The sequence below is a fragment of the Pseudomonas sp. B20 genome, from assembly GCF_020515755.1.
Taxonomy (GTDB): domain Bacteria; phylum Pseudomonadota; class Gammaproteobacteria; order Pseudomonadales; family Pseudomonadaceae; genus Aquipseudomonas; species Aquipseudomonas syringae.
In genome coordinates this window covers 90,930-115,768 of the sequence record NZ_JAHPJG010000008.1, presented here as the reverse complement: position 1 = coordinate 115,768, position 24,839 = coordinate 90,930, and the positions used below count along the sequence as shown (strand labels likewise).

Here is a 24,839-nt window from a genome sequence, read left to right as displayed (position 1 = left end):
CGGTCGGTGTCTTTCAGACACCTCTGGTTCCGCACGCTCCAGCGTGGGAATGCCGTTCGTGACGCTCCGCGTCATCTGTTACCGGGCGGCATCAGCCGATCGTCATCAGGCTCGCATTGCCACCCGCCGCCGCGGTGTTGACGCTCAATGCCCGCTCGATCACCAGACGTTCCAGTGGCACGTTGGTTTCGCCGTGGGACAGGCCGTTGACGCCGACGATGGCACCGCTGCGTTGTGCGATCTGCTGGCAGATGGCACTTAGCTGATCGGAGTCGCCGTGGTGCAGGACGGCGTCGAAGGTGACTTCGTCCTTGGCCCAGTCAGGTACCAGCTTGATGCGCGCTTGAACGTCCTTTGGCAGGCGAGCCCGGAGCGGTTTGCTGATGTCGGTTTCCGGCCACACGGCAGAGCTGCCGACCGCCAGTACGGCTGCCAGTTGAATCAGCAGATCGTTCTCGTCGTCAGCCAAGCAAAGTACGTGTTCACGTGGCAGGATAGCATAGCTGTTGCGTTCGCCGGTCGGGCCCGCCAGCTGGCGGGTGATGCCGCTTTGCGATTGCTCGGCGTATTGACTGCACAGGGCGTCCAGATCGCTTTGCTGATTGCTGGCAGCCCAGGCCTTGAGTGCCTGTAACGGCTTGCCGAGGACTTCACGCAGGCGCGTATCCGGTGCAGACAGCGCATCGCTGCGGACGAACGATTTCTCGATAGCGTCCTGCGGGCGCGTCGACAGCAGGCGATACAGGTACAACGGGCCACCGGCTTTGGGGCCGGTGCCGGACAGGCCTTCGCCGCCGAATGGCTGAACACCCACCACCGCGCCGACGATGTTGCGGTTGACGTAGACGTTGCCGGCATTGACGTTGTCGATGACCTTGGCGATGGTCTCGTCGATGCGGGTGTGCACGCCCAGGGTCAGGCCGTAACCGGAGGCATTGATCTGATCAATCAGCAGGCCGAGCTCTTTGCGCTTGTAACGCACCACGTGCAGTACCGGACCGAAGATTTCGCGTTGCAGCTCATCGAAGCTTTCCAGTTCGATCAGGGTCGGCATCACATAAGTGCCACGCTTGAGTTCGGCGCTGTCGGCGATGGCCACCTGATAGACCGTGCGGCCCTTGTCGCGCATGGCCTGGATGTGTTTTTCGATACCGGCCTTGGCCTCTGCGTCGATCACCGGGCCGATGTCCACGGACAGGCGCTCCGGATTGCCGAGGCGGTTCTCGGCCATCGCGCCTTTGAGCATTTCGATGACGCGGTCGGCAGAATCTTCCTGCAGGCACAGCACGCGCAGTGCCGAGCAGCGTTGACCGGCGCTGTCGAACGCCGAAGACACCACGTCGATCACCACCTGCTCGGTCAGCGCCGAAGAGTCGACAATCATCGCGTTCTGGCCACCGGTTTCGGCGATCAGCGGAATGGGGCGACCCTGTGAGTCGAGGCGACCTGCCACGTTGCGCTGCAGCAGGCGGGCGACTTCGGTGGAACCGGTGAACATGACACCTTTGACACGCTCGTCGCCGACCAGCCCGGCACCTACGGTTTCGCCGCGACCCGGCAGCAATTGCACCACGCCTTCCGGGATGCCCGCTTCAAGCAGCAGGCGCACGGCCTGTGCGGCGATCAGCGGTGTCTGCTCGGCAGGTTTGGCCAGCACCGGGTTACCCGCAGCCAGTGCGGCAGCCACCTGACCACTGAAAATTGCCAGCGGGAAGTTCCACGGGCTGATGCAGACCACCGGCCCCAGCGGACGATGGCCGTCGTTGGTGAAGTCATTGCGCGCCTGCACGGCGTAGTAACGCAGGAAGTCCACGGCTTCGCGCACTTCGGCGATGGCGTTGGCGAAGGTCTTGCCCGCTTCACGGACCAGCAGGCCCATCAACGGCTGGATTTCAGCCTCCATCAAGTCAGCGGCACGCTCCAGAATCGCAGCGCGCTCGCCAGGCGGAGTGGCCTGCCAGATCGGACCGGCGCTCAAGGCGCACTGGATGGCGTTATCGACATCTGGCAGGGACGCTTCCTGCACATGACCGACCACGTCACGCAGATCCGATGGGTTCAGCGCAGCACTCAGCGTGCCAGCGCTGGCCGGGCAGCCCAGCATCGGGGCGGCTTTCCAGTCGTTGTGCGCGGTAGCCAGCAGGGCCGAAGACAGCGAAGCCAGACGATGCTCGTTGGCCATGTCGATGCCGCTGGAGTTGGCGCGTTCGGTTCCGTACAGATCACGCGGCAGCGGAATGCGCGGGTGCGGCAGGCCGAAACCGCCTTCCTGGGTCGCCATGCGTTCTATCTGGCTGACTGGATCGGCCACCAGTTCCTGAATGGAGATCGAGTGGTCGGCAATCCGGTTGACGAACGACGTATTGGCGCCGTTTTCCAGCAGGCGACGCACCAGATAGGCCAGCAGTGTTTCATGAGTGCCGACCGGGGCGTACACGCGGCAAGGGCGATTCAGTTTGCCGTCGGCGACTTTGCCCACGACCTGCTCGTACAACGGCTCGCCCATGCCGTGCAGGCACTGGAATTCATACTGGCCGGGGTAATAATTCTGACCGGCAATCTGGTAGATGGCCGCCAGGGTGTGGGCGTTGTGTGTGGCGAATTGTGGATAGATGACTTCCGGTGCCGCGAGCAGTTTGCGGGCGCAGGCGATGTAGGACACGTCGGTGTACACCTTGCGCGTGTACACCGGATAGCCTTCCAGGCCTTCGACCTGGGCGCGCTTGATTTCGCTGTCCCAGTAAGCGCCCTTGACCAGGCGGATCATCAGACGATGGCGGCTGCGGCGTGCCAGGTCGATCACGTAATCGATCACATAAGGGCAGCGCTTCTGATACGCCTGAATGACGAAGCCGATGCCGTTCCAGCCGGTGAGCTGTGGTTCGAAACACAGGCGCTCGAGCAGATCCAGCGACAGCTCCAGGCGATCGGCTTCTTCGGCGTCGATGTTCAGACCGATGTCGTATTGCTTGGCCAGCAGGGTCAGCGACAGCAGGCGCGGGTACAGCTCATCCATCACCCGCTCGTACTGGGCACGGCTGTAGCGTGGATGCAGTGCCGACAGCTTGATGGAAATCCCCGGGCCTTCGTAGATGCCGCGACCGTGGGAGGCCTTGCCGATGGAGTGGATAGCCTGCTCGTAGGACGCGAGGTACTTCTGCGCGTCATGTTCGGTCAGCGCCGCTTCACCCAGCATGTCGTAGGAATAGCGGAAGCCCTTGGCTTCGAAGCGGCTGGCATTGGCCAGGGCTTCACCGATGGTTTCGCCGGTGACGAACTGCTCGCCCATCAGGCGCATGGCCATGTCGACGCCCTTGCGGATCATCGGTTCGCCGCTTTTGCCGATGATGCGGCTCAACGAGGACGTAAGGCCCGCCTCATTGTGAGTGGCAACCAGTCTGCCGGTAAGCAGCAGGCCCCAGGTGGCGGCGTTGACGAACAGCGACGGGCTGTTGCCCAGGTGCGGCTGCCAGTTGCCGTTGCTGATCTTGTCGCGAATCAACGCATCGCGGGTGCCCTTGTCCGGAATACGCAGCAGCGCTTCGGCCAGGCACATCAGCGCAACGCCCTCCTGAGAGGACAGTGAAAACTCCTGCAACAGGCCTTGAACGATGCCTGCGCGACCGCCCGCGCTTTTCTGGTTACGCAGTTTCTCTGCAATCGACGCGGCCATCTTGTTGGTGGCTTCGGCAACCGGGGCGCTCAGGCGCGCCTGCTCGAGCAGCATCGGCACCACTTCCTGCTCGGGGCGACGGTAGGCGGAAGTGATGGCTGCACGTAATACGGACTGTGGCTGAATGCTCTCGGCAAAATCGAGGAAGCATTGCAGCCCCGCGTCTTCTGCCAGCTCGCCGCGGTCTTCGTTTTCCTTCCCGGCAGACCCATTGAGCTCCAACAGGGTTGCACCACTCTCGAGCTTTTCCAGGTAATTGAAAATCGCCTGCTTGATCAACCAGTGCGGTGTACGGTCGATGGAGTGGGCTGCGGCTTTCAATCGCTCGCGGGTCGGGTCGTCAAGTTTGACGCCAAGAGTGGTGGTGGCCATGTGTTGTCCTCTTTATAGCCACGCGGAGGTGGCATCGGCTTTGGCGCAGATTAGCCTCGGGACGGGGTGAGGTGCAACCGGGTGCAACCCGATTTGGAGAATATTTTGTGACGCTCCCGGCGAGCGGCTCATAAAAACAGCGCTACGCTCAATGCTGGTGCGCGATTTTTTGTAGATTGCATCGAAAGCGCCCTAAAATGGCGCGTAAATGCATCTGCGTAAGGTTTTTTGTAACAGGTGCAACTTGCAGGATGAAATGGGTTGCACCTTGTTTGCTTTGTTTAATAGGATTCGTTCCTGCGGTGCAACCGCCAGTCATTGATTGCCAATCCTTGCGGAGCGATCAGTCAACGCGGTGTCAGGTGCAAAAGCAGGGATGTGCCGAGTATCGGTCGCCATTCCCTTTGGCATCGGGTGCCAACATAAAAATAATGCCAAGGCAGAACTCATGAGTGTCAGCAACCCTACCTTGATCACGTTCGTGATCTATATAGCGGCAATGGTATTGATCGGCCTGATGGCCTATCGCTCTACCAACAACCTTTCGGATTACATCCTCGGCGGACGCAGTCTTGGCAGCGTGGTCACCGCACTTTCAGCAGGTGCCTCGGACATGAGCGGCTGGCTGTTGATGGGCTTGCCCGGTGCCATCTACATGTCCGGCCTGTCGGAAAGCTGGATCGCCATCGGCCTGATCATCGGCGCCTACCTGAACTGGCTGTTCGTGGCCGGCCGTCTGCGTGTGCAGACAGAGCACAACGGCGACGCGCTGACCCTGCCGGATTACTTCAGCAGCCGTTTCGAAGACAGCAGTGGCCTGCTGCGCATCATCTCGGCCATCGTGATTCTGGTGTTCTTCACCATCTATTGCGCGTCGGGCATCGTCGCGGGTGCGCGTCTGTTTGAAAGCACCTTCGGCATGTCCTACGAAACCGCCCTGTGGGCCGGTGCTGCGGCGACCATTGCCTACACTTTCGTCGGTGGTTTCCTGGCGGTGAGCTGGACAGACACCGTGCAGGCCACGCTGATGATCTTCGCGCTGATCCTCACGCCGATCATCGTCCTGCTGGCAACGGGCGGCGTCGATACCACCTTTCTGGCCATTGAAGCGAAAGATCCGACCAGCTTCGACATGTTCAAGAACACGACTTTCATCGGCATCATTTCCCTGCTCGGCTGGGGCTTGGGCTATTTCGGTCAGCCACATATCCTGGCGCGCTTCATGGCGGCCGATTCGGTCAAGTCGATTGCCAGCGCCCGACGCATCTCCATGGCCTGGATGATCCTGTGCCTGGGCGGCACCGTGGCGGTGGGTTTCTTCGGCATCGCTTATTTTTCGGCGCATCCGGATGTTGCCGGGCCGGTGACTGAAAACCCGGAGCGGGTGTTCATCGAGCTGGCCAAGCTGCTGTTCAACCCATGGGTTGCGGGCGTGCTGCTGTCGGCTATTCTGGCTGCGGTGATGAGTACGCTGAGCTGTCAGTTACTGGTCTGCTCCAGCGCGTTGACCGAGGACTTCTACAAGGCTTATCTGCGCAAAGAAGCTTCGCAGGTCGAGCTGGTCTGGGTCGGTCGGGCAATGGTGCTGCTGATCGCGATCATTGCCATTCTGCTGGCGGCCAATCCCGAAAACCGCGTGCTGGGCCTGGTGAGTTACGCCTGGGCCGGTTTCGGCGCAGCCTTCGGCCCTGTGGTACTGATTTCGGTGCTGTGGAAGGGCATGACCCGCAATGGCGCTCTGGCCGGGGTCATTGTGGGTGCGGCGACCGTGGTGCTCTGGAAGCAGTTCAGTACGATGGGGCTGTACGAAATCATTCCCGGCTTCATCCTGGCCAGCCTCGCGATCGTGGTGTTCAGCCTGATCGGCAAGCCTGCTTCTGCATCCATGCAGACCCGTTTCCTGGCAGCTGAGCAGGATTTCAAAGCCAACCGCTGAGAGGTCTGACTGAAACACAAACGGCCCGTTCTTCTTCGTGAAGCGCGGGCCGTTCTGTATGTGCGCCGGGAGCAGCGTGTCGGTCAGCTCTGGTTGTGATCGATGTCGAGGTTGTAGAACGTCGCCTTGCCGCCCTCCGAGGTGTATCCGGTATTGTCCTGGGTATACACCCCCGCCTTGAAGTACAGAGGCTTGTCCCGCCAGGTCTCGCTGATGCGCGTGCTCCAGTCCTGATCCTTGGCGCTGACGGACAGTTTGCCGCCCTTGCTCAGGTGAATGACGTAATTGAATGTCTCATTCAGCTTCACCCCTTCTACGATGGTGTAAACCTTGCTTTCGTCATCGTCATAGCGGTTGCGAACTTTTGCAACGATATCGCCGGTCTTGGTGTCTTCCTTGTATTGAAACTCGACTTTCAGGAGCGGCTCTGTGCTCTCGTATGCGTGTATTTGTCCGATGACCACCTTGCCGGTGGAAGGTACCTGATCGACTTCCAGTTTGGCGTTCAGATAGTTGTCGGCATCCGGATATACCCAGTTATGCAGCGAACCGTCGGACCACGTTTCCCGAAGTTCGCTACGGGAATATTTGGCGTTCTCGGTTTTAGTGCCGGTGACGGGCGACCAGAACACAATGGAGTCGGTTTTGGATTTGAAATATTTACCGTCGTAGCCTTTTACTAACTGAGCGGTTTCGATGGTCTTGGGGGGTGACCCCACCGGGATGCTGAGATTCCACGATCCAAGATCTACCATTTTGTCTCCGTCCGTAAATGTCTTTGTATCGCTCATGGAAAAGCCTCTGGCGCGAGGCTTCAGCCGACTTTTATACGGCTCGTAGGACAATTTGTTAATAAAAAAATGTCGAACGGATGGCGTCAAAGTGCTGTCACTTCTTCTGCAGGGCAGAGCCTGCAAGGGGTGTAGAGAATGACCGTTAGTCGGCTAGATCGAACTTTGACAGTAGGGAAGAGGCGCCTTGCTTCTGCTTTTGGCGAGACGAGGCTAGAGTTATTCCAAAGTATGACGGTCGTCCTGAGTCTCAGGCGTCATGCCCACAAAGAGAAGCAGCATGGAACGCGTGCCAACCCAGCCAGATGATGGCTCTTCAGTTTTACTTGTTGTAGATGATTACCCGGAGAATCTGGTGACGATGTGCGCTGTTCTGCAAAGAACGGACTGGCACATCGTGACTGCAAGTTCCGGAATTGAAGCATTGACCGTACTTCTCGAGCAGGAAGTCGACCTGGTTTTGCTGGATGTGCAAATGCCGGGCATGGACGGTTTCGAGGTCGCGCGGCTGATGCGCGGCAGTCAGCGTACCCGCCTGACGCCGATTATATTTCTCACCGCCAATGAGCAGACCCAGGATGCGGTGCAGAAGGGCTATGCGAATGGTGCGACGGATTATCTGTTCAAACCCTTCGACCCTAATGTGCTCAAGCCCAAGGTGCAGACCCTGCTTGAACAGCAGCGCAATCGCCGTGCGCTGCAACAGCTGTCGCTGGAGCTGGAATCGGCTCGTGCGTTCAATGCATCGGTGCTGGCCAACGTCGCCGAAGGTATTCTGGTCGTTGACGAAGCGGGCACTATCAGCTTTGCCAACCCGGCTATCTGCCAGTTATTGAACACCTCGGTCGATCACCTTCGCGGCACCCAGGTGCTGGACTACATCATTGAACCGAAGGTGGGCCACTGGCTGGATTCTGGTTTCTATCAGCACTATCGCAAGTCCGACACCTATCGGGTGCACGACGCCATTCTGCGTACGGCGCAAGGCACGCAACTGCCAGTTGCGTTGTCCTGCGCGGCGCTGCCTGCCGAACAGAAAGCAATGGTGCTGACGGTTCTCGATATGTCGGTGGTCCGTGATCTTTATCAGCAACTTGAAAAACAGGCCGTCACCGATGCATTGACAGGCCTGCTCAATCGCCGAGGGCTTTATCAGGCCGTTGAAAGCATGCTGTTGCGCAACGAGCGGGCCGATAAATACCTGGTCGTGCTGTTCATGGATCTGGATGGCTTCAAGCAGATCAATGATGCGCTGGGCCATGAAGCAGGTGATCAGGTATTGCTCTGGGTCGCCGAGCAATTCAAGGACAGCATGCGCCCCTACGATGTGCTGGCGCGCATCGGCGGCGACGAGTTCACGGTGGTGATCGACGGGCTCGATTACCCCGAGCAGGCGGCCAAGATCGCCGAAAAGCTTATTGAGCGCGTATCCGGAAGACGTCAGGTCGACGGCGTCGAGATCACGCTGGGTGCCAGCGTCGGCATTGCAACCTTTCCGGACTGCGGCTCGAATCTGGACGGTCTGCTGCGCGCGGCAGATATCGCCATGTACGAAGCCAAGCGTGCCGGACGGCAGCAATATCGGTTCTATGATCAGAACATGAACGGGCGCGCCCGCTCGCGACTGATGCTTGAGGAAAGCGTGCGTACGGCCATCGACGGCCGGGATTTTTCAGTGGTGTACCAGCCCCAGATTCACGTGGCGGATGGTCGCTTGCGGGGTTTCGAGGCTTTGCTGCGCTGGCAGCATCCTGCGGTCGGAGAGGTGCCGCCTGCGCTGTTCATTCCGCTGCTGGAAGAGACTCGACTGATCAACCGCCTCGGCAGCTGGATCTTTGATCAGGGCGCCGAGCAGCGTCAGGCATGGAGCCGGATCTTCGCGCCTGACATGGTGCTGAGTGTCTGCGTCAGTCCCACGCAATTCTGTCTGCCCAATCTGGCTTCGGAATTGAAACGCGCGATGGATCGCTTCGAGCTGAAGCCGGGGCAGATCGAGGTGGAAATCACTGAAACCGCTTTGGTCAACAACCTGACACACAGCCATAAACAGCTGAAGTTGCTGCATGACGTCGGTGTGCGCATTGCGCTCGACGACTTTGGTACGGGCGAATGCTCGCTGTCGCACCTGCGCAATCTGCAACTCGACACCTTGAAGCTGGACAGGCGTTTTGTGGCCAACATCGTCGGATCAAAGCGCGAGGCGGCGATGGCCAGCAGTATCATCGACCTGAGCCGCAACCTCGATATGCTGGTCATTGCCGAAGGCGTCGAGACGGCCGAGCAGTATCAGTGGCTGGCCGACAACGGCTGTCAGGTCATACAGGGCTTTCTGATCGCTCATCCGATGGTGCCAGAGGACGCGTTGCGCTTTCCCGGGCACTTTGACGTGGCGGGCTTGAGGCAGAGCAGATTGTTGTAGAATGGCGTTTTTCGATCTCATGCAAAGGCCCCATGACTGCATCCAGCCATGCTCCGCTCAAATACCTGCAGGCCTATCCGCAGGCCCTGCAGGATCAGGTGCAGCAGCTGATTGCCGAGGATCGCCTGGCGGATTATCTACAGCAGCGCTACCCCGCGCGGCATCAGGTCCAGAGCGACAAGGCCCTTTACGCCTATGCGCTGGCGCTCAAGCAGGATCACCTGCGCAACGCGCCAGCCATCAAGAAGGTTCTTTTCGACAATCGCCTGGACCTGACCCATCGCGCGCTGGGCCTGCACACCAAGATATCCAGAGTGCAGGGTGGCAAGCTCAAGGCCAGTAACGAGATTCGTGTGGCCGCGCTGTTCAAGGAAGCGCCGCCGGAGTTTCTGAAGATGATCGTGGTGCACGAACTGGCTCATTTTCGTGAGTCGGACCACAACAAGGCGTTCTACCAGTTGTGCGAGCACATGTTGCCCGGTTATCACCAACTGGAGTTCGATTTGCGCGTGTACCTGACATACCGTGATCTGCAGGCCGCACGAGCGCCATGCTGAGCCAGGCACTGAAAAAGGATTCGACGATGCAGGTCAGCAAGACCAAAAGCAGTTTCTATCGCCGCCTGTACGTGGCGTATCTGATCGATTCACAGGTCGCCAGCAGTGTCCCTGAACTGATGGCGGCAACCGGCATGCCGCGTCGTACCGCGCAGGACACTATCAGTGCGCTTGCCGATCTGGACATTGTGTGTGACTTCGAGCAGCTCGAAGGCGGCCGCAATCACGCCGGCAGCTACCGGATCCGTGACTGGGGCGCCGTTGACAAGGCTTGGATCGCCGACAATCTGCCGCGCATCAAGGCTGTGCTGGAGTACCCCTGAGCGGTTTTCAGTCCAGATCGCGACGCATGCCGATATGCGGAATGTCGTCTTCCAGGTAGACCTCGCCCACCGGGTTGAAGCCGTAGCGGCTGTAATAGCCTTGCAGATGCGCCTGGGCCGATAGATAGATGGGCTGGTCGGGCCATTTGCGTTCGGCGTTTTCCAGGGCCTGCTCCATCAGTTCATGGCCGATGCCCCTGCTGCGAATCGAAGGCGCTGTCACCACCCGGCCGATGGTCACGTCGCCGCCTTGCTGGATGGGGTCGAGCAAACGCAGGTAGGCGACCAGCTTGTCTTCCTGCCACGCCATCAGGTGGCAGGTGTCGCCCGTCAGGTCCTGTCCGTCGACGTCCAGATACACGCATTGCTGCTCGACCACAAACACCTCGGCACGCAGTTGCAGCACGGCATAGAGCTGCTGGATGCTCAGCTCGGTGTGATGTTTGCAGATCCATTTGATAGACATGTCGCAGACTCGCAGGGAAACCAGAAGCGAAGTCTAAACGTATCCGGCGACATTCCCAATAAACGCCGTCAACGTTATGAATGCTGCGCCGGTTGAGCATGTTGCTTGCCCGGCTTGTCTACTGCCTGCTTGAGGTCTTCAATTAAAAACGGCAGGCGCCTTAACGCGCGAGCGTTTCCCTGCCGATAGGATTAAATTGGGTATGCCGCCCCTTTCAGGAACCTGAGCATGTCGCAGTCGCTTCGAGCGGTGGGGTTGCTGGTCGTTCTGCTGATGGCGCAGGCCAACGCAGCTGAAAAGCTGCGTCTTGTCGCCGACCCCTGGCCTCCCTTTACCGACGCGCTGCTGCTCAACGGCGGGTTGGCGACCGATATCGTCAATACGGCGCTACGCCGTGCCGGGTACACCACGCTGTACGAGCAAGTGCCGTGGGCGCGAGCGATGCTGGGCTTGAGCCAAGGGCGTCACGATGTGCTGATCAATGCCTGGTTCAGCGAGGAGCGTACGAAAGTTGGCCAGTTTTCTGCGCAATACCTGCTCAATCGGGTGCGCTTCATCAAGCGCAAGGACTCGCCGATTGGCACCCTGACCCATGAGCAATTGCACAGGTACGTCATCGCAGTGGTCCGGGGTTACGCTTATGCCCCTGCGTTTGACAACGACACCGAGCTGCAGAAAGTCCCGGTGCAAAACTTCTCCACCGCCATACGCATGCTTGCCGCCGAGCGTGTCGACCTGACCCTGGAAGACGAATACGTGGCCCGTTACAACCTGGCGATGGAGCCGGACGAGGTTCGTGACCGGGTCGAGTTTCTACCGGGCTCGTTGAGCGAGAACAGCCTGCATATTCTGGTCAGCCTGAAAAATCCCCACCACGACAAGATCGTCGCCGACTTCGATCGCGAAATTACCGCCATGAAAGCGGATGGCACCTACGATGAACTGCTCAGACTGCATGGGTTGCAGCAGTCTCCGGAGCTTTGATCAAGTGCGCGGCGAGGGTACGCAGCGGGGCCAGCTGGCGGCAGATCAGCGCCAGTTGGGCCTGCACCAGTCGCTGACTTTCGTCCATGTCTTCGGGCAATTGCTCCAGTTGTGCGGCCAGCTCTTCCTCGACATCGCTCTGTACCGCAACCGGCTTCTTCTCGGCCAGCCCTGCAGCGATCTCGTCGATGCTGGCGGCCAGCGTGGCAGCGACGTTATCGATCAGGTGTTCGCGGACATCACTCGGCAACTGTGTATCACGGTGCGCGCCGAGGCCTGAAAGGTAGCTGAGCAGCGTGTGCGACAGCACCAGAAAGCGAAAGCCGACGTCAGCCTCCTTGCGGAAGTGGCCGGGCTCCATGAGCATGTTGGCCAGCGTGGTCGACAGCGCGGCGTCGGCATTGTGGGCGTTGCGCCGTGCCAGTCGGTAGGCCAGGTCGTCACTCTTGCCCTTGGCGTACTGTTGCATGATCTGCCGCAGGTAGATGCTGTTGCAGGTCAGGGTATTGGCCAACACCTTGTTCAGGCGCCGTCCCTGCCAGTCCGGCAGAAACAGGAACACTGCGAGGCCGGCGATAAGGCTGCCCAGCAACGTATCGAACAGCCGCGGCAGGAACAGGCCGTAACCGTCGCCGACCTGATTGAAGCAGAACAGTACCATCACAGTGATGGCGGCGGTCGACAGGGTGTAGCGCGTGGTCCGGTTGACGAAGAACACCACCCCGGCCAGCACGGCGCACATCGATTGCAGAATCGGGCTGGTGACCAGATCGAACAGCACCCAGCCGACCGTCAGGCCAATCGCGGTGCCGATGATCCGCTGGCCGAGCTTGAGCCGGGTGGCGCCGTAGCTGGGCTGGCAGACGAACACCGTGGTCAGGATGATCCAGTAGCCCTGTGACGGGTGGATCAGGTGCACCATCGCGTAACCGATGGTCAATGCCAGCGGCAGGCGCAGCGCATGACGAAACAGCAGCGAGGTCGGGGTCATCTGCAGGCGCAGGCGTGTCCAGACATCCTTGAGGTTGCGCGGCGAGCGGTCCAGCAGGCTGCTGTCGGTGGCATCGGCCACGGCGTCCGGGTTGCTGGCGTCGCTGATCAGACGATCCAGAGTGCCAAGGTTGGCGGCCAGCGCGCGCAGCGAACGCAGCAGGCCGCGCCACGCAGGGTTGCTCTGGATGCGCAGGTGCTCAAGCGACGCGTGCAGGTCTTCCATGGCTTCGGCGAAGCTGGGGTCATACACGAACGGCTGCCGCAGCTGGATGGATTCCGACAGCGCCTGGCAGGCAACGCCCTGTTGGCGCAGCAGGCGCTGGCAGCGGAACAGCACGTCGCTGTGGAAAAACGCATCGGCCAGTGAGTTGTAGGGGTAATGCGACGAGCTGGCGCGCTCGTGGATGTCCTGGGCGATGAAGTACAGCTTCAGGTAGCGGCTGACTTTGGAGCCGGGGCGGCCGCTGCCGACGCGGTGCAGGATGATTTCCTTGGTGGAGTTCAGCGCGGCGACCACTTTGCCGTTCTGCTGCGCCAGTTCCAGACGACGGGCCTCCACGTTGAGCGTGCGAATCGGTTCGAACAGGGTCGATTTGAGTTTCAGGTACTGGCCCAGCTCACGAAACAGTCGCGCCAGCGCCTGTTGCACCGGCTGGTTGGCAAACAGCATCTGCCACAGCACCGACAGCAGGCCGTACCAGGCTGCGCCCGCCACCAGCAGCATCGGTTCATGCCAGAAGTCCAGCACTTCACCGCCACGCTGATCGACGCCGATCATGGTGTAGACCGAAAGGATCAACGTGCCGTAGGCAATCGCGCCATAGCGTTCACCCAGCGCGCCCAGCATGGTCAGGCAGAAGCTGGCCAGCGCCAGTGAACAGACAAACAGAATGGGGTAGGGGAAGAGCAGTTCGACGGCGAGGGCGGCGATGCTGAAACACACCAGTGTCACGGCCAGGGCGTTGAGTCGGCCTTGCCAGCTGTCGTCGGTCTCGGCCAGGGCGCAGGCAATAATCCCCAGAAACAGCGGGATCAGTAACGCCATTTCATTTTGATACCAGCACAGCGCCATGCTGCCGGTCAGTGCGATAAAGACTCGAACGCTATAGCTGAATTTATCCAGCGCCCACAATCGACGGAATGTATGACGGAGAGATTTCGATGCCATGGGTTAGCTTGACGGCCCTGTTCGCAATTGATCGATCGTGCAGGAGGATATGTACAGACCAAATGACTGGCTGTACATCCGCCTCGCAAAATTTATACCGGTTTGCCGTGTCGAGATGTTGCGTATCAGCGACTACGTCACACGTAGTGTGCGGCAGCATAGGCCGACGCCCACGCCCACTGAAAGTTGAAACCGCCCAGATGACCGCTCACGTCCAGCACTTCGCCCACGAAATAAAGGCCGGGAGATTTCAGCGACTCCATGGTCTTGGACGACACTTCGCGGGTGTCGATACCGCCCAGCGTCACTTCGGCCGTGCGATAACCCTCGGTGCCCGCCGGGACCACCTGCCAGCTCGCCAGCTTTTCGGCGATCCCGGCCAGTTCGGCGTGGGTGTACTGCTTCATCGGTCTGGAAACGAACCAGTGCTCGGCGATCAGGTTGGCCATCTTCTTGGTGAACATCTCGCCCAGCAGGGTCTTCAGTTCACTGTTGGGGCGCTCGGCCTGCTGCTGGTTGAGCCAGGCGGGCACGTCATGATCGGGCAGCAGGTTGATTTCCACGGTGTCACCGGGCTGCCAGAACGAGGAGATCTGCAGGATCGCCGGGCCACTGAGGCCGCGGTGGGTGAACAGGATGTTTTCGCGGAAGCTGGTGTCGTTGCAGCTCACCAGACAATCCACCGAGGTGCCTGACAGCTCGGTGCACAGCTCCTTGAGCTGATCGGTGATGGTGAAAGGCACCAGCCCGGCGCGGGTCGGCAGCAGCGTGTGGCCGAACTGCTTGCCGACCTGATAGCCAAAACCGGTAGCGCCCAGCGTCGGAATCGACAGCCCGCCCGTGGCAATCACCAGCGACTGGCAGTTCAGGGTGCCCAGCGTGGTCTGCAGGCTGTAGCCGGCGTCGGTCTTTTCGATCTGCTGCACGGAGGTGTCCATGTGCAGGCTGACACCGGCCTGGCGGCACTCTTCCAGAAGCATTTCCAGAATGTCGCTGGACTTGTTGTCGCAAAACAGCTGGCCGAGCTTTTTCTCGTGATAAGGCACGCCATGCTTGGCGACCATCGCGATGAAATCCCATTGGGTGTAGCGGGCCAGGGCCGATTTGCAGAAATGCGGGTTCTGCGACAGGAAGTTGGCCGGCTCGGTGTACATATTGGTGAAGTTGCACCGCCCGCCACCGGACATCAGGATCTTCTTGCCGGGTTTGTTGGCGTGGTCGATCAACATCACCTTGCGCCCGCGAGCGGCAGCGGTGAACGCACACATCAGACCGGCAGCGCCGGCGCCAATGATTACAACGTCAGTAACGGGCACAGCGTGGTTCCTCGATCTTCAGGTCACGATCGTTCCCATGCTCCGCGCCAAGCTATGCACAAGCCTGTTTTTGATTCTGGCCGAAGGCCGTGGGAGCGAACTTGTTCGCGAAAGGGCCGGTATGTTCTCCGAAGATTTATCGTCTGAACTACCGTCTTCGCGAACAAGTTCGCTCCTACGCCCTGCGGGCAGAAGCCTGAAAACCGCGTTTTCAGGACCTTCGGGGCCTGTATATGACGCTCGGCGCGGCGTGTAGGGACTATCAGGGTCAACGATAAACTTTACAAAATCCGCACGCGCAGCGACTTGCCTTTGATCTTGCCATTGTTCAAACGCTCCAGGGCCTGTTTGGCCATGCTGCGCTCGACGGCAACGTAGGCCTGGAAGTCGAAAATCGCGATCTTGCCGACCTGAGTGCCCGGGATGCCTGCCTCGCCGGTCAGTGCGCCGAGGATATCGCCCGGACGCAGCTTGTCCTTGCGGCCCGAGCCGATGCACAGGGTGGTCATGGCGGGCAGCAACTTGCCGCCTTCCTTGATGCTCAGTCTGTCGTATTGCTGCCAGTTCAACGGCGCTTTCTGCAACTCTTCGATGGCGCGGGCGCGCTGGCTTTCCGACGGAGCCACCAGGCTGACCGCGATGCCTTTCTCGCCCGCGCGGCCGGTACGGCCGACACGGTGGATGTGGATTTCCGAATCACGCGCCAGTTCGACGTTGATCACCATGTCCAGCGCGTCGATATCCAGACCGCGCGCGGCCACGTCGGTGGCGACCAGTACCGAGGTGCTGCGGTTGGCGAACATCGCCAGCACCTGATCACGGTCACGCTGTTCCAGATCGCCATGCAGGCCGACGGCAGACATGCCCTTGGCGGTCAGGTGATCGACCACTTCCTGAACCTGCTGCTTGGTGAAGCAGAACGCCACGCAGGACGTCGGACGGAAATGGCCGAGTACCTTGACCACGGCTTCCAGGCGCTGCTCCGGGGAGATCTCGTAGAAAATCTGCTCGATCTGGCTATCGGCGTGCAGTGCCTCGACTTTCACGGTCTGTGGATCACGCATGAATTTCGAGGACAACTGCTTGATGCCGACCGGGTAGGTGGCGGAGAACAGCAGCGTCTGGCGGCGCTGCGGGGTCTGCTCGATGATGTCGGCGATGGCGTCGTAGAAACCCATGTCCAGCATGCGGTCGGCTTCATCGAGAATCAGCGTGTTCAGGCCGTCCAGGACCAGCGAGCCCTTGCGCAAGTGCTGCTGTATGCGACCCGGAGTACCGACGATGATGTGCGCGCCATGCTCCAGCGAGCCGATCTGCGGGCCAAAGGACACGCCGCCACACAGGGTCAGGACCTTGATGTTGTCCTCGGAGCGCGCCAGACGGCGGATTTCCTTGGCCACCTGATCCGCCAGTTCGCGGGTCGGGCACATGACCAGTGCCTGGCAACCGAAGAAACGCGGGTTGATCGGGTTGAGCAGGCCGATGCCGAACGCAGCGGTCTTGCCGCTGCCGGTCTTGGCTTGCGCAATCAGGTCCATGCCCTTGAGGATCACCGGCAGGCTCTGCGCCTGAATCGGTGTCATTTCGGCATAACCAAGCGACTCCAGGTTAGCCAGCATGGCAGCGGACAGAGGCAGAGAATTGAAAGCGGTGTTAGTCACGACGGTGAACCTGCAAAACAAAAATGTCGCGTAGTGTATCACCCGCCAGTCAGACCTGGCACCGACGATAAAGGTCGTAGGAGCGAGCTTGCTCGCGAAGGGGCCCTTACCGTCCCAGAAGATGGTTCGTGAGCAATGCGGATCGCCGCCCCGGTCACTCCCACAGTATCCAGCAATGAGCGCGGAGCATGGGCGCGATAGCCAGGGCAAAAAAATCCCCGCTGGAGGGCGGGGTTGAGGTTCGAGCGTGGCAGCTCGCAAAGGTGTACAGCAAGGCCCGTCCGGGGACGGGCCTGCAGGGCTTACAGCAGGATTGTGCGGATATCCGCCAGCAATTCGCTCAAGCGCTTGGTGAAGCGGGCAGCAGCTGCGCCGTTGATCACGCGGTGATCGTAGGACAGCGACAGCGGCAGCATCAGTTTCGGCTGGAAGGCTTTACCGTCCCAGACGGGCTGGATGGTTGCCTTGGAAACACCGAGGATCGCCACTTCCGGCGCGTTGACGATCGGCGTGAAGCCGGTGCCGCCAATGTGGCCGAGGCTGGAGATGGTGAAGCACGCGCCCTGCATGTCGTTCGCAGTCAGTTTCTTGTTGCGCGCCTTTTCCGCCAGTGCGGCGGCTTCGGCGGCCAGTTGCAACAGGCTCTTCTGGTCGACGTCGCGGATGACCGGGACCAGCAGGCCGTCCGGGGTGTCCACGGCAAAGCCGATGTGCACGTACTTCTTGCGGATCACTGCCTTGCCGCTAGGTGCCAGCGACGCGTTGAAGTCCGGCAGCTCCTTGAGCAGGTGGGCGCAGGATTTGAGCAGCAGTGGCAGAACGGTCAGCTTGACGCCAGCCTTCTCGGCAGCGCCTTTCTGCGCCACACGGAAAGCTTCCAGGTCGGTAATGTCGGCCTGGTCGAATTGCGTGACGTGCGGAATGTTCAGCCAGCTGCGGTGCAGACCGGAAGCGCCGAGTTGCATCAGGCGCGTCATCGGTACTTCTTCGATCTCGCCGAAACGGCTGAAATCGACTTCCGGAATCGGCGGGATGCCCGAGCCGCCGCTTGCGCCGCCAGCTGGAGCTTCCTTGGCCTTCTGCATCATGGTTTTGACGTAAGCCTGAACGTCTTCTTTCAGCACACGGCCGTGCGGGCCGGTGGCGCTGACCGCGGTCAGCTCGACGCCGAATTCGCGGGCCAGCTGACGAACGGCCGGGCCTGCATGAACCTTGGCACCGTCTTTGGCCGGAGCCGCTGGAGCAGTCGGCGCAGGTGCTGCTTCTGCCTTGGGAGCAGGGGCAGCTGCGGCCTCAGCCTTGGCCGGCGCAGCGGCGGGTGCGCTGGCAGCAGGGGCCGGAGCAGCGGCAGGCGCGGCGCCTTCGACTTTCAGTTTCAGGATCAGGTCGCCGGTACCGACTTCCTGGTCCAGCTTGACTTCGATGCTCTCGACAACGCCTGCTGCCGGAGAAGGGATCTCCATGCTGGCCTTGTCGGATTCCAGGGTGATCAGCGACTGATCGGCCTGGATACTGTCACCGACCTTGACCATCAGTTCGATGATCTTGGCCTTGCCCGACGAACCGATGTCCGGTACGTGGATGTCCTGAACGCTGGCTGCCGGAGCAGGCTCGGCGGCGGCCGCCGGTGCAGGTGCCGCTTCAGCCGGCTTTTCGGCAGCAGCAGGGGCAGGGGCAGCGGCAGGTTCGGCAGCAGGTGCCGGGGCCGCAGCCGCCTCACCTTCCACTTCCAGTTCGAACAGCTCGTCGCCTTCTTTCAGGCGGTCGCCCAGCTTGACCTTCATGGTCTTGATGACGCCAGCCTTGGGAGCAGGGATTTCCATGCTCGCCTTGTCTGACTCAAGCGTCAGAACGCTCTGGTCGGCTTCGATGCGATCACCGACCTTGACCATCAATTCAATGACTTCGCCTTCACCGTTGCCGATGTCGGGTACACGAATTAACTCACTCACTATGTCTCTCCTTAGGAGAACCTGTTCACTCACGAATACGCTGGTTCAGTTACAACGAAACAGCGTTGGATGCTCATTTACGTCGAGTAAATTCCGCATCCTCGGCTGTTTACGCTCTGATCAGCGCTCTTGAAGCAGACTCTTAGCAGTCCAGTGGATTGCGTTTTTCAGGATCGATACCGAACTTGGCGATGGCTTCAGCCACGACTTTAGGTTCGATATCGCCACGATCAGCCAAGGCTTCCAGGGCTGCCAGCACCACGAAGTGGCGATCGACTTCAAAGAAGTGACGCAGCTTCTTGCGGCTGTCGCTACGGCCGAAACCGTCGGTGCCCAGGACTTTGTATTCCTTGGTTGGAACCCACTGACGAATCTGATCAGCGAACAGCTTCATGTAATCCGTGGATGCGATGACCGGACCTTTGCGACCGTTCAGGCATTCCTCGACATAGCTCAGCTGCGGCTTCTGGCCAGGGTGCAGGCGGTTGTTGCGCTCTGCAGCCAGACCGTCGCGACGCAGCTCGTTGAAGCTGGTAACGCTCCACACGTCGGCACCGATGTTGAACTCGTCACGGAGAATCTTCGCCGCTTCGCGAACTTCACGCAGGATGGTGCCCGAGCCCAGCAACTGGACGTGGTGCGCCGCTTCCTTGGTGTCTTCTTCGAGCAGGTACATGCCCTTGACGATGCCTTCTTCCACACCGGCCGGCATGGCTGGCTGGGCGTAGGACTCGTTCATCACGGTCAGGTAGTAGAAAACGTCCTGCTGCTCTTCGAACATCCGGCGCATGCCGTCCTGGATGATCACTGCCAGTTCGTAACCGTAAGTCGGGTCGAAGGTGCGGCAGTTCGGGATGGTCGATGCCAGGATGTGGCTGTGACCGTCTTCGTGCTGCAGGCCTTCACCGTTCAGCGTGGTACGGCCGGCGGTGCCGCCAACCAGGAAGCCACGGGTGCGGCTGTCGCCAGCGGCCCAGGCCAGGTCGCCGATACGCTGGAAACCGAACATCGAGTAGAAGATGTAGAACGGAATCATCGGCTGGTTGTGGCTGGAATACGAAGTACCGGCAGCGATGAAGGAGGACATGGCGCCCGCTTCGTTGATGCCTTCTTCGAGGATCTGGCCTTTCTTGTCTTCGCGATAGAACATCACTTGTTCTTTATCGACTGGCTCGTAGAGCTGGCCGACCGACGAGTAGATGCCCAGTTGGCGGAACATGCCTTCCATACCGAAGGTACGCGCTTCGTCCGGGATGATCGGCACGATGCGCTGACCGATTTCCTTGTCCTTGACCAGTTGCGTCAGGATGCGCACGAAGGCCATGGTGGTGGAGATTTCGCGATCGCCCGAACCATCCAGGATGGCCTTGAGGGTCTCGAGTGGCGGGGTCGGCAGGCTGAAGCTCTGCGCACGACGCTGCGGTACGAAACCACCCAGCGCAGCACGACGCTCGCTCAGGTAACGGGCTTCGGCGCTGCCTTCTTCCGGCTTGTAGAACGGCAGGGCTTCGAGTTCGGAGTCCTTGACCGGGATGTCGAAACGGTCACGGAAGTGACGCAGGCTGTCGACATCGACCTTTTTGGTGTTGTGCGCAGTGTTTTTCGCTTCGCCGGCGCCGGTGCCATAACCCTTGATGGTCTTGGCCAGAACCACGGTCGGTTGACCCTTGTGGTTGACGGCTTCGTGGTAGGCCGCATAGACCTTGTACGGGTCGTGGCCTCCACGGTTGAGTTTCCAGATCTCGTCGTCGGACAGATCGGCAACCATGGCCTTGAGTTCAGGCGAGTTGAAGAAGTGCTCGCGGACGAACGCGCCGTCCTTGGCCTTGTAGTTCTGGTATTCGCCGTCGATGACTTCGTCCATACGACGTTGCAGGATACCGTCGACGTCCTTGGCCAGCAGTGGGTCCCAGAAACGGCCCCAGATGACTTTGGTGACGTTCCACTGGGCGCCACGGAACACGCCTTCGAGTTCCTGGATGATCTTGGCGTTGCCGCGAACCGGACCATCGAGGCGCTGCAGGTTGCAGTTGACGACGAAGATCAGGTTGTCGAGCTTCTCACGACCGGCCAGGGCAATGGCGCCCAGGGATTCCGGCTCGTCGGTCTCGCCGTCACCCAGGAAGCACCAGACTTTCTGCTTGCCTTCCGGGATGTAACCGCGGTGCTCCAGGTACTTCATGAAGCGCGCCTGGTAGATCGCCTGGATCGGGCCAAGGCCCATCGATACGGTCGGGAACTGCCAGAAATCTTTCATCAGCCACGGGTGTGGGTAAGACGACAGGCCATTGCCGTCGACTTCCTGACGGAAGTTGGTCATTTGCTCTTCGGTGATGCGGCCTTCCATGAATGCACGGGCGTAAACGCCTGGCGATGCATGACCCTGGAAGTAGATCAGGTCGCCGCCGTGTTCGTCGGTCGGGGCCTGGAAGAAGTAGTTGAAGCCGATGTCGTACAGCGTGGCGCTGGAGGCGAAGCTGGAGATGTGGCCGCCCAGATCCGGGTCGCCGATGTTGGTTTTGACAACCATGGCCAATGCGTTCCAGCGCACCAGCGAGCGAATGCGGCGTTCCATGAACAGGTCGCCAGGCATGCGTGCTTCGTGGGTGACAGGAATGGTGTTGCGATATGGCGTGGTGATGGCGTACGGCAGCTGCGAACCACTACGGGTGGCCAGCTCGCCCAAACGGGTCATCAGGTAGTGAGCGCGGTCTTCGCCTTCTTTGTCGAGAACCGATTCCAGGGCGTCCAGCCATTCCTGGGTTTCGACGGGATCGAGGTCTTGCATGGCTTGCTCCAGGGCGGAAAGGCTTCCAGAATCGGTTGCCTGAGTTTGCGACTGGCCTTGTGGGCAGACGACATAAATTCTTGGATTTCCGGAGGGTGGGATCCGGCGGCGTGTAGTTTTACTACAAATCGACGACGATTTCAGCCCTCCGAGTATCGGACCCAGTAGTAAAACTACAGAGAAGCGACTCAATCGCTCCTGTTGTCGTGTAGCTTAAAACGTTACTGTTGATCGCTATTGAATATCTTGCAGGGAAAAAGCGGATTTTTATGCTTCTAATTTGATTTTTCCAGCAATTTATAACCTTTGTTCGACAAGCGGTGCTGGCAGACGCGTCTCGCCGTAACGACGGACGGGCGTCTGCACGCCGATCAAGGATAGACCATGAGCCTACCTTTACTGGCCGAATTTTCGGCCATTCTGCTGCCATCGATCAGCCGCGCCCGCCAGATGTTTCAGGCCGCGCTGACTGCCCTGTCCGAGGACGCGCTGGTTTCTTTCAACGCTTGGCCCGAGGCGCGACAGGCAGCCTTCGACCGGGTCTGCGCCGCCAGTGATTTTGTAACCGAACAAGTCTGCCGTGATCCGCAGATGCTTCTGCGGCTGGCCGATTCGGGCGAGCTGGAGCGTAGCTTCTCTGTCGGCCAATTGCGCGGTCAGCTTGCCGACGCGCTGTCGAGCACCGCCAGCGAGGATGAACTGGGGCGTAATCTACGTCGACAGCGCGCACGCCAGCAAGTACGGATTATCTGGCGCGACCTGACCCGTCAGGCAAACCTGATCGAAACCTGCCGTGACCTGTCGGACATGGCCGATGCGTCGATCGATCTGGCTTACCACTGGCTGTACGCCCGGCATTGTCAGCAGTTCGGCACCCCGACCGGTCGTCATTCCGGGCAGCCCCAGCACATGGTCATCCTGGGCATGGGCAAGCTTGGCGCGGTGGAACTGAACCTGTCCTCTGACATAGACCTGATCTTCGGCTACCCGGAGGGCGGCGAAACCGTCGGTACCAAGCGTGCGCTGGACAATCAGGAGTTTTTCATTCGTCTGGGCCAACGGCTGATCAAGGCGCTCGACCCGGTGACCGTCGACGGTTTCGTGTTCCGTGTCGACATGCGCCTGCGTCCTTACGGTTCTTCCGGGGCACTGGTGCTCAGCTTCAATGCGCTGGAGCAGTATTACCAGGACCAAGGCCGGGACTGGGAACGTTACGCGATGATCAAGGCGCGCGTGGTCGGGGGCGATCAGGCGGCCGGTGCCGAATTGCTGGCGATGCTGCGTCCGTTCGTGTATCGCCGCTATCTGGATTTCTCGGCCATCGAAGCGCTGCGCACCATGAAGCAGCTCATTCAGCAGGAAGTGAAGCGCAAGGGCATGGCGGAAAACATCAAGCTGGGTGCCGGTGGCATTCGCGAGGTGGAGTTCATTGCCCAGGCCTTTCAACTGATTCACGGCGGCCGCGACCTGAGTCTGCAGCAGCGGCCGCTGTTCAAAGTGCTGAAAACCCTTGAGGGGCAGGGTTATCTGCCCTCGGCGGTGACCGAAGAGTTGCGCGAGGGCTACGAGTTTCTGCGTTATACCGAGCACGCCATTCAGGCGATCGCCGACCGTCAGACGCAGATGCTCCCGGACAACGAACAGGATCAGGCGCGCGTTGCGCTGATCATGGGCTTCGCTGACTGGGCTGCCTTTCACGAACGGCTCATGTACTGGCGTGGCCGTGTGGCCTGGCACTTCCGCCAGGTCATTGCTGACCCCGACGCCGATCCGGACGACGAGCAAGATGAAGATGGCGAAGTGGTGGTGGGAGGCGAATGGCTGCCGTTGTGGGAAGAGTCCCAGGACGAAGAAGCCGCAGGTCGCCAACTGTTGCAGGCCGGCTTCGTTGATGCCGAGAAGGCGCTGAAACATCTGGCCAACCTGCGCAGCAGCCCCAACCTGCGTTCGATGCAGCGTCTGAGCCGTGAGCGGCTGGACGCATTCATCCCCCGTCTGCTGGCTCAGGCGGTGGAACATGAGAAGCCCGACCTGGTCCTGGAGCGCGTGCTGCCCTTGGTCGAGGCCGTCGCGCGGCGCTCGGCGTACCTGGTGCTGCTCACGGAAAACCCCGACGCGCTGCGACAGCTGCTGACCCTGTGCGCCGCCAGCCCGTGGATTGCCGAACAGATCGCGCGCTTCCCGTTGCTGCTCGATGAGTTGCTCAACGAAGGGCGGCTGTTCAATCCGCCACTGGCCCCGGAACTGGCGGCCGAGCTGCGAGAGCGGCTGATTCGTATCCCCGAGGACGATCTCGAGCAACAGATGGAGGCCCTGCGGCATTTCAAGCTGGCGCACAGCCTGCGCGTCGCGGCGTCCGAGATATCCGGCAGCCTGCCGTTGATGAAAGTCAGTGATTACCTGACCTGGCTGGCCGAGGCTATTCTCGATCAGGTGCTCGCGCTGGCCTGGCGCTACAGCGTGGCCCGCCACGGTACGCCTTTGCGTCCGGACGGCACGTTGTGCGATCCGGGCTTCGTGATCGTCGGCTACGGCAAGGTCGGCGGTATCGAGCTGGGGCACGGCTCCGATCTGGATCTGGTGTTCATTCATGATGGCGATCTGGAGGCCGAGACCGACGGTGCCAAACCGATCGACACTGCGCAGTTCTTCACCCGGCTGGGGCAGCGGGTGATCCATTTGCTGACGACGCAAACCAACTCCGGTCAGCTGTATGACGTCGACATGCGCCTGCGGCCTTCGGGGGCGTCTGGTCTGCTGGTCAGCTCTCTGGGCGCTTTCGCCCGTTATCAGGCCAATGAAGCCTGGACCTGGGAGCATCAGGCGCTGGTTCGTGCGCGGGTCATGACCGGTAGCCGGGATGTCGGCGAGCAATTCGAGAAGGTCCGTGCCGATGTGCTGGGGCGCGAACGCGATCTGGACAAGCTGCGCGCCGAAGTCAGCGAAATGCGCGCCAAGATGCGTGACAACCTCGGGACCCGCGCGACAGCGGCCGGCAGGGCGGCCAATGCCTTCGAGGCGGCGGTGCCATTCGACCTCAAGCAGGACGCCGGAGGTATCGTCGATATCGAATTTATGGTGCAATACGCCGCCTTGGCGTGGTCCAGAGAGCATCCCGCGCTGCTGCAATACACCGACAACATCCGGATTCTCGAAGGGCTGGAAGAGGCCGGGCTGCTGCCGGATACGGATGCCGGCCTGCTGCGCGAAGCCTATAAGGCGTATCGCTCGGCGGCACATCGCCAGGCCTTGCAGAAGCAGGCGGGCGTGGTCAGCGGCGATCAGTTTCATGCCCAGCGGCGTGAGGTGATGCGGATCTGGACGCAGATGGGGTTGAGCTGAGCCTCACGGCAACGCCACATTCCGCTGCAACACTCTATAAAGCTATGACAGGGAGGCGACAGGTTGTGTGGGAACGTCACGCAGTCTGATCGGCCTCC

Annotated in this window: 14 protein-coding genes; 6 read left to right on the top strand and 8 right to left on the bottom strand. The window is 60.4% G+C overall.

Annotated elements, in window-relative coordinates; genetic code table 11:
- Positions 1–91: 91 nt before the first annotated feature.
- Positions 92–4,045, bottom strand: coding sequence for a trifunctional transcriptional regulator/proline dehydrogenase/L-glutamate gamma-semialdehyde dehydrogenase (putA, locus tag LIX91_RS11025; protein ID WP_003414382.1), 3,954 nt, complete (start codon positions 4,043–4,045; stop codon positions 92–94).
- A gap of 448 nt (positions 4,046–4,493) precedes the next feature.
- On the opposite strand from putA, the gene putP reads away from it, so the two are divergent.
- On the top strand, positions 4,494–5,981 hold the full coding sequence (putP, locus tag LIX91_RS11020; RefSeq protein ID WP_153222446.1) for a sodium/proline symporter PutP: 1,488 nt from the start codon (positions 4,494–4,496) through the stop codon (positions 5,979–5,981).
- 83 nt (positions 5,982–6,064) lie between these two features.
- Here the strand turns inward: putP and LIX91_RS11015 are convergent, their stop codons facing one another.
- The gene (locus LIX91_RS11015; protein ID WP_003414386.1) at positions 6,065–6,736 is read right to left on the bottom strand and encodes a polysaccharide lyase family 7 protein; all 672 of its coding nucleotides are present in this window, start codon (positions 6,734–6,736) and stop codon (positions 6,065–6,067) included.
- A 316-nt stretch (positions 6,737–7,052) separates the two neighbouring features.
- Here LIX91_RS11015 and LIX91_RS11010 point away from each other — a divergent pair, with 316 nt between their 5' ends.
- The 3 genes from LIX91_RS11010 to LIX91_RS11000 are packed head-to-tail and all read left to right on the top strand — an operon-like array spanning position 7,053 to position 10,071.
- Positions 7,053–9,191 carry an EAL domain-containing protein gene (locus LIX91_RS11010; RefSeq protein WP_003414388.1) on the top strand — a complete coding sequence of 713 codons (2,139 nt, stop codon included), beginning with the start codon at positions 7,053–7,055 and terminating at the stop codon, positions 9,189–9,191.
- A 32-nt stretch (positions 9,192–9,223) separates the two neighbouring features.
- Positions 9,224–9,748 carry a M48 family metallopeptidase gene (locus tag LIX91_RS11005; protein ID WP_004409397.1) on the top strand — a complete coding sequence of 175 codons (525 nt, stop codon included), beginning with the start codon at positions 9,224–9,226 and terminating at the stop codon, positions 9,746–9,748.
- A gap of 26 nt (positions 9,749–9,774) precedes the next feature.
- On the top strand, positions 9,775–10,071 hold the full coding sequence (locus tag LIX91_RS11000; RefSeq protein WP_032702587.1) for a helix-turn-helix domain-containing protein: 297 nt from the start codon (positions 9,775–9,777) through the stop codon (positions 10,069–10,071).
- A 7-nt stretch (positions 10,072–10,078) separates the two neighbouring features.
- On the opposite strand, the gene LIX91_RS10995 is transcribed toward LIX91_RS11000, so the two are convergent.
- Positions 10,079–10,537: a GNAT family N-acetyltransferase gene (locus LIX91_RS10995; RefSeq protein WP_002551760.1), complete on the bottom strand. Its 459-nt coding sequence runs from the start codon at positions 10,535–10,537 to the stop codon at positions 10,079–10,081.
- A gap of 228 nt (positions 10,538–10,765) precedes the next feature.
- Here LIX91_RS10995 and LIX91_RS10990 point away from each other — a divergent pair, with 228 nt between their 5' ends.
- Positions 10,766–11,521, top strand: coding sequence for a substrate-binding periplasmic protein (locus tag LIX91_RS10990; protein WP_003414394.1), 756 nt, complete (start codon positions 10,766–10,768; stop codon positions 11,519–11,521).
- Here LIX91_RS10990 and yccS read toward each other — a convergent pair.
- From yccS to aceE, 5 genes are all read right to left on the bottom strand, one after another.
- Positions 11,484–13,682, bottom strand: coding sequence for a YccS family putative transporter (yccS, locus tag LIX91_RS10985; RefSeq protein ID WP_226488478.1), 2,199 nt, complete (start codon positions 13,680–13,682; stop codon positions 11,484–11,486). The two genes, LIX91_RS10990 and yccS, sit on opposite strands and share 38 nt — an antisense overlap.
- Before the next feature lie 137 nt (positions 13,683–13,819).
- Positions 13,820–14,998, bottom strand: a complete 1,179-nt coding sequence (locus LIX91_RS10980) for an NAD(P)/FAD-dependent oxidoreductase (protein WP_003414397.1) — start codon at positions 14,996–14,998, stop codon at positions 13,820–13,822.
- Between the two features lie 281 nt (positions 14,999–15,279).
- Positions 15,280–16,659 carry an ATP-dependent RNA helicase DbpA gene (gene dbpA / locus LIX91_RS10975; RefSeq protein ID WP_003432003.1) on the bottom strand — a complete coding sequence of 460 codons (1,380 nt, stop codon included), beginning with the start codon at positions 16,657–16,659 and terminating at the stop codon, positions 15,280–15,282.
- Positions 16,660–16,961: 302 nt separating this feature from the next.
- Complete coding sequence (gene aceF / locus LIX91_RS10970) at positions 16,962–18,611, bottom strand: dihydrolipoyllysine-residue acetyltransferase (protein ID WP_226488477.1); 1,650 nt, start codon at positions 18,609–18,611, stop codon at positions 16,962–16,964.
- 142 nt (positions 18,612–18,753) lie between these two features.
- Positions 18,754–21,399 carry a pyruvate dehydrogenase (acetyl-transferring), homodimeric type gene (aceE, locus tag LIX91_RS10965; protein WP_003392156.1) on the bottom strand — a complete coding sequence of 882 codons (2,646 nt, stop codon included), beginning with the start codon at positions 21,397–21,399 and terminating at the stop codon, positions 18,754–18,756.
- A gap of 384 nt (positions 21,400–21,783) precedes the next feature.
- On the opposite strand from aceE, the gene glnE reads away from it, so the two are divergent.
- Positions 21,784–24,741 carry a bifunctional [glutamate--ammonia ligase]-adenylyl-L-tyrosine phosphorylase/[glutamate--ammonia-ligase] adenylyltransferase gene (gene glnE, locus LIX91_RS10960; RefSeq protein ID WP_226488476.1) on the top strand — a complete coding sequence of 986 codons (2,958 nt, stop codon included), beginning with the start codon at positions 21,784–21,786 and terminating at the stop codon, positions 24,739–24,741.
- Positions 24,742–24,839: the final 98 nt, after the last annotated feature.

Bases quoted from the DNA above. Each gene is read 5' to 3' on its own strand.
- LIX91_RS10990 (WP_003414394.1), top strand. From the start codon at position 10,766: ATGTCGCAGTCGCTTCGAGCGGTGGGGTTGCTGGTCGTTCTGCTGATG.
- LIX91_RS11005 (WP_004409397.1), top strand. From the start codon at position 9,224: ATGACTGCATCCAGCCATGCTCCGCTCAAATACCTGCAGGCCTATCCG.
- LIX91_RS11000 (WP_032702587.1), top strand. From the start codon at position 9,775: ATGCAGGTCAGCAAGACCAAAAGCAGTTTCTATCGCCGCCTGTACGTG.
- putP (WP_153222446.1), top strand. From the start codon at position 4,494: ATGAGTGTCAGCAACCCTACCTTGATCACGTTCGTGATCTATATAGCG.
- LIX91_RS11010 (WP_003414388.1), top strand. From the start codon at position 7,053: ATGGAACGCGTGCCAACCCAGCCAGATGATGGCTCTTCAGTTTTACTT.
- putA (WP_003414382.1), bottom strand. From the start codon at position 4,045: ATGGCCACCACCACTCTTGGCGTCAAACTTGACGACCCGACCCGCGAG.
- yccS (WP_226488478.1), bottom strand. From the start codon at position 13,682: ATGGCATCGAAATCTCTCCGTCATACATTCCGTCGATTGTGGGCGCTG.
- LIX91_RS10995 (WP_002551760.1), bottom strand. From the start codon at position 10,537: ATGTCTATCAAATGGATCTGCAAACATCACACCGAGCTGAGCATCCAG.
- glnE (WP_226488476.1), top strand. From the start codon at position 21,784: ATGAGCCTACCTTTACTGGCCGAATTTTCGGCCATTCTGCTGCCATCG.
- LIX91_RS11015 (WP_003414386.1), bottom strand. From the start codon at position 6,736: ATGGTAGATCTTGGATCGTGGAATCTCAGCATCCCGGTGGGGTCACCC.
- aceE (WP_003392156.1), bottom strand. From the start codon at position 21,399: ATGCAAGACCTCGATCCCGTCGAAACCCAGGAATGGCTGGACGCCCTG.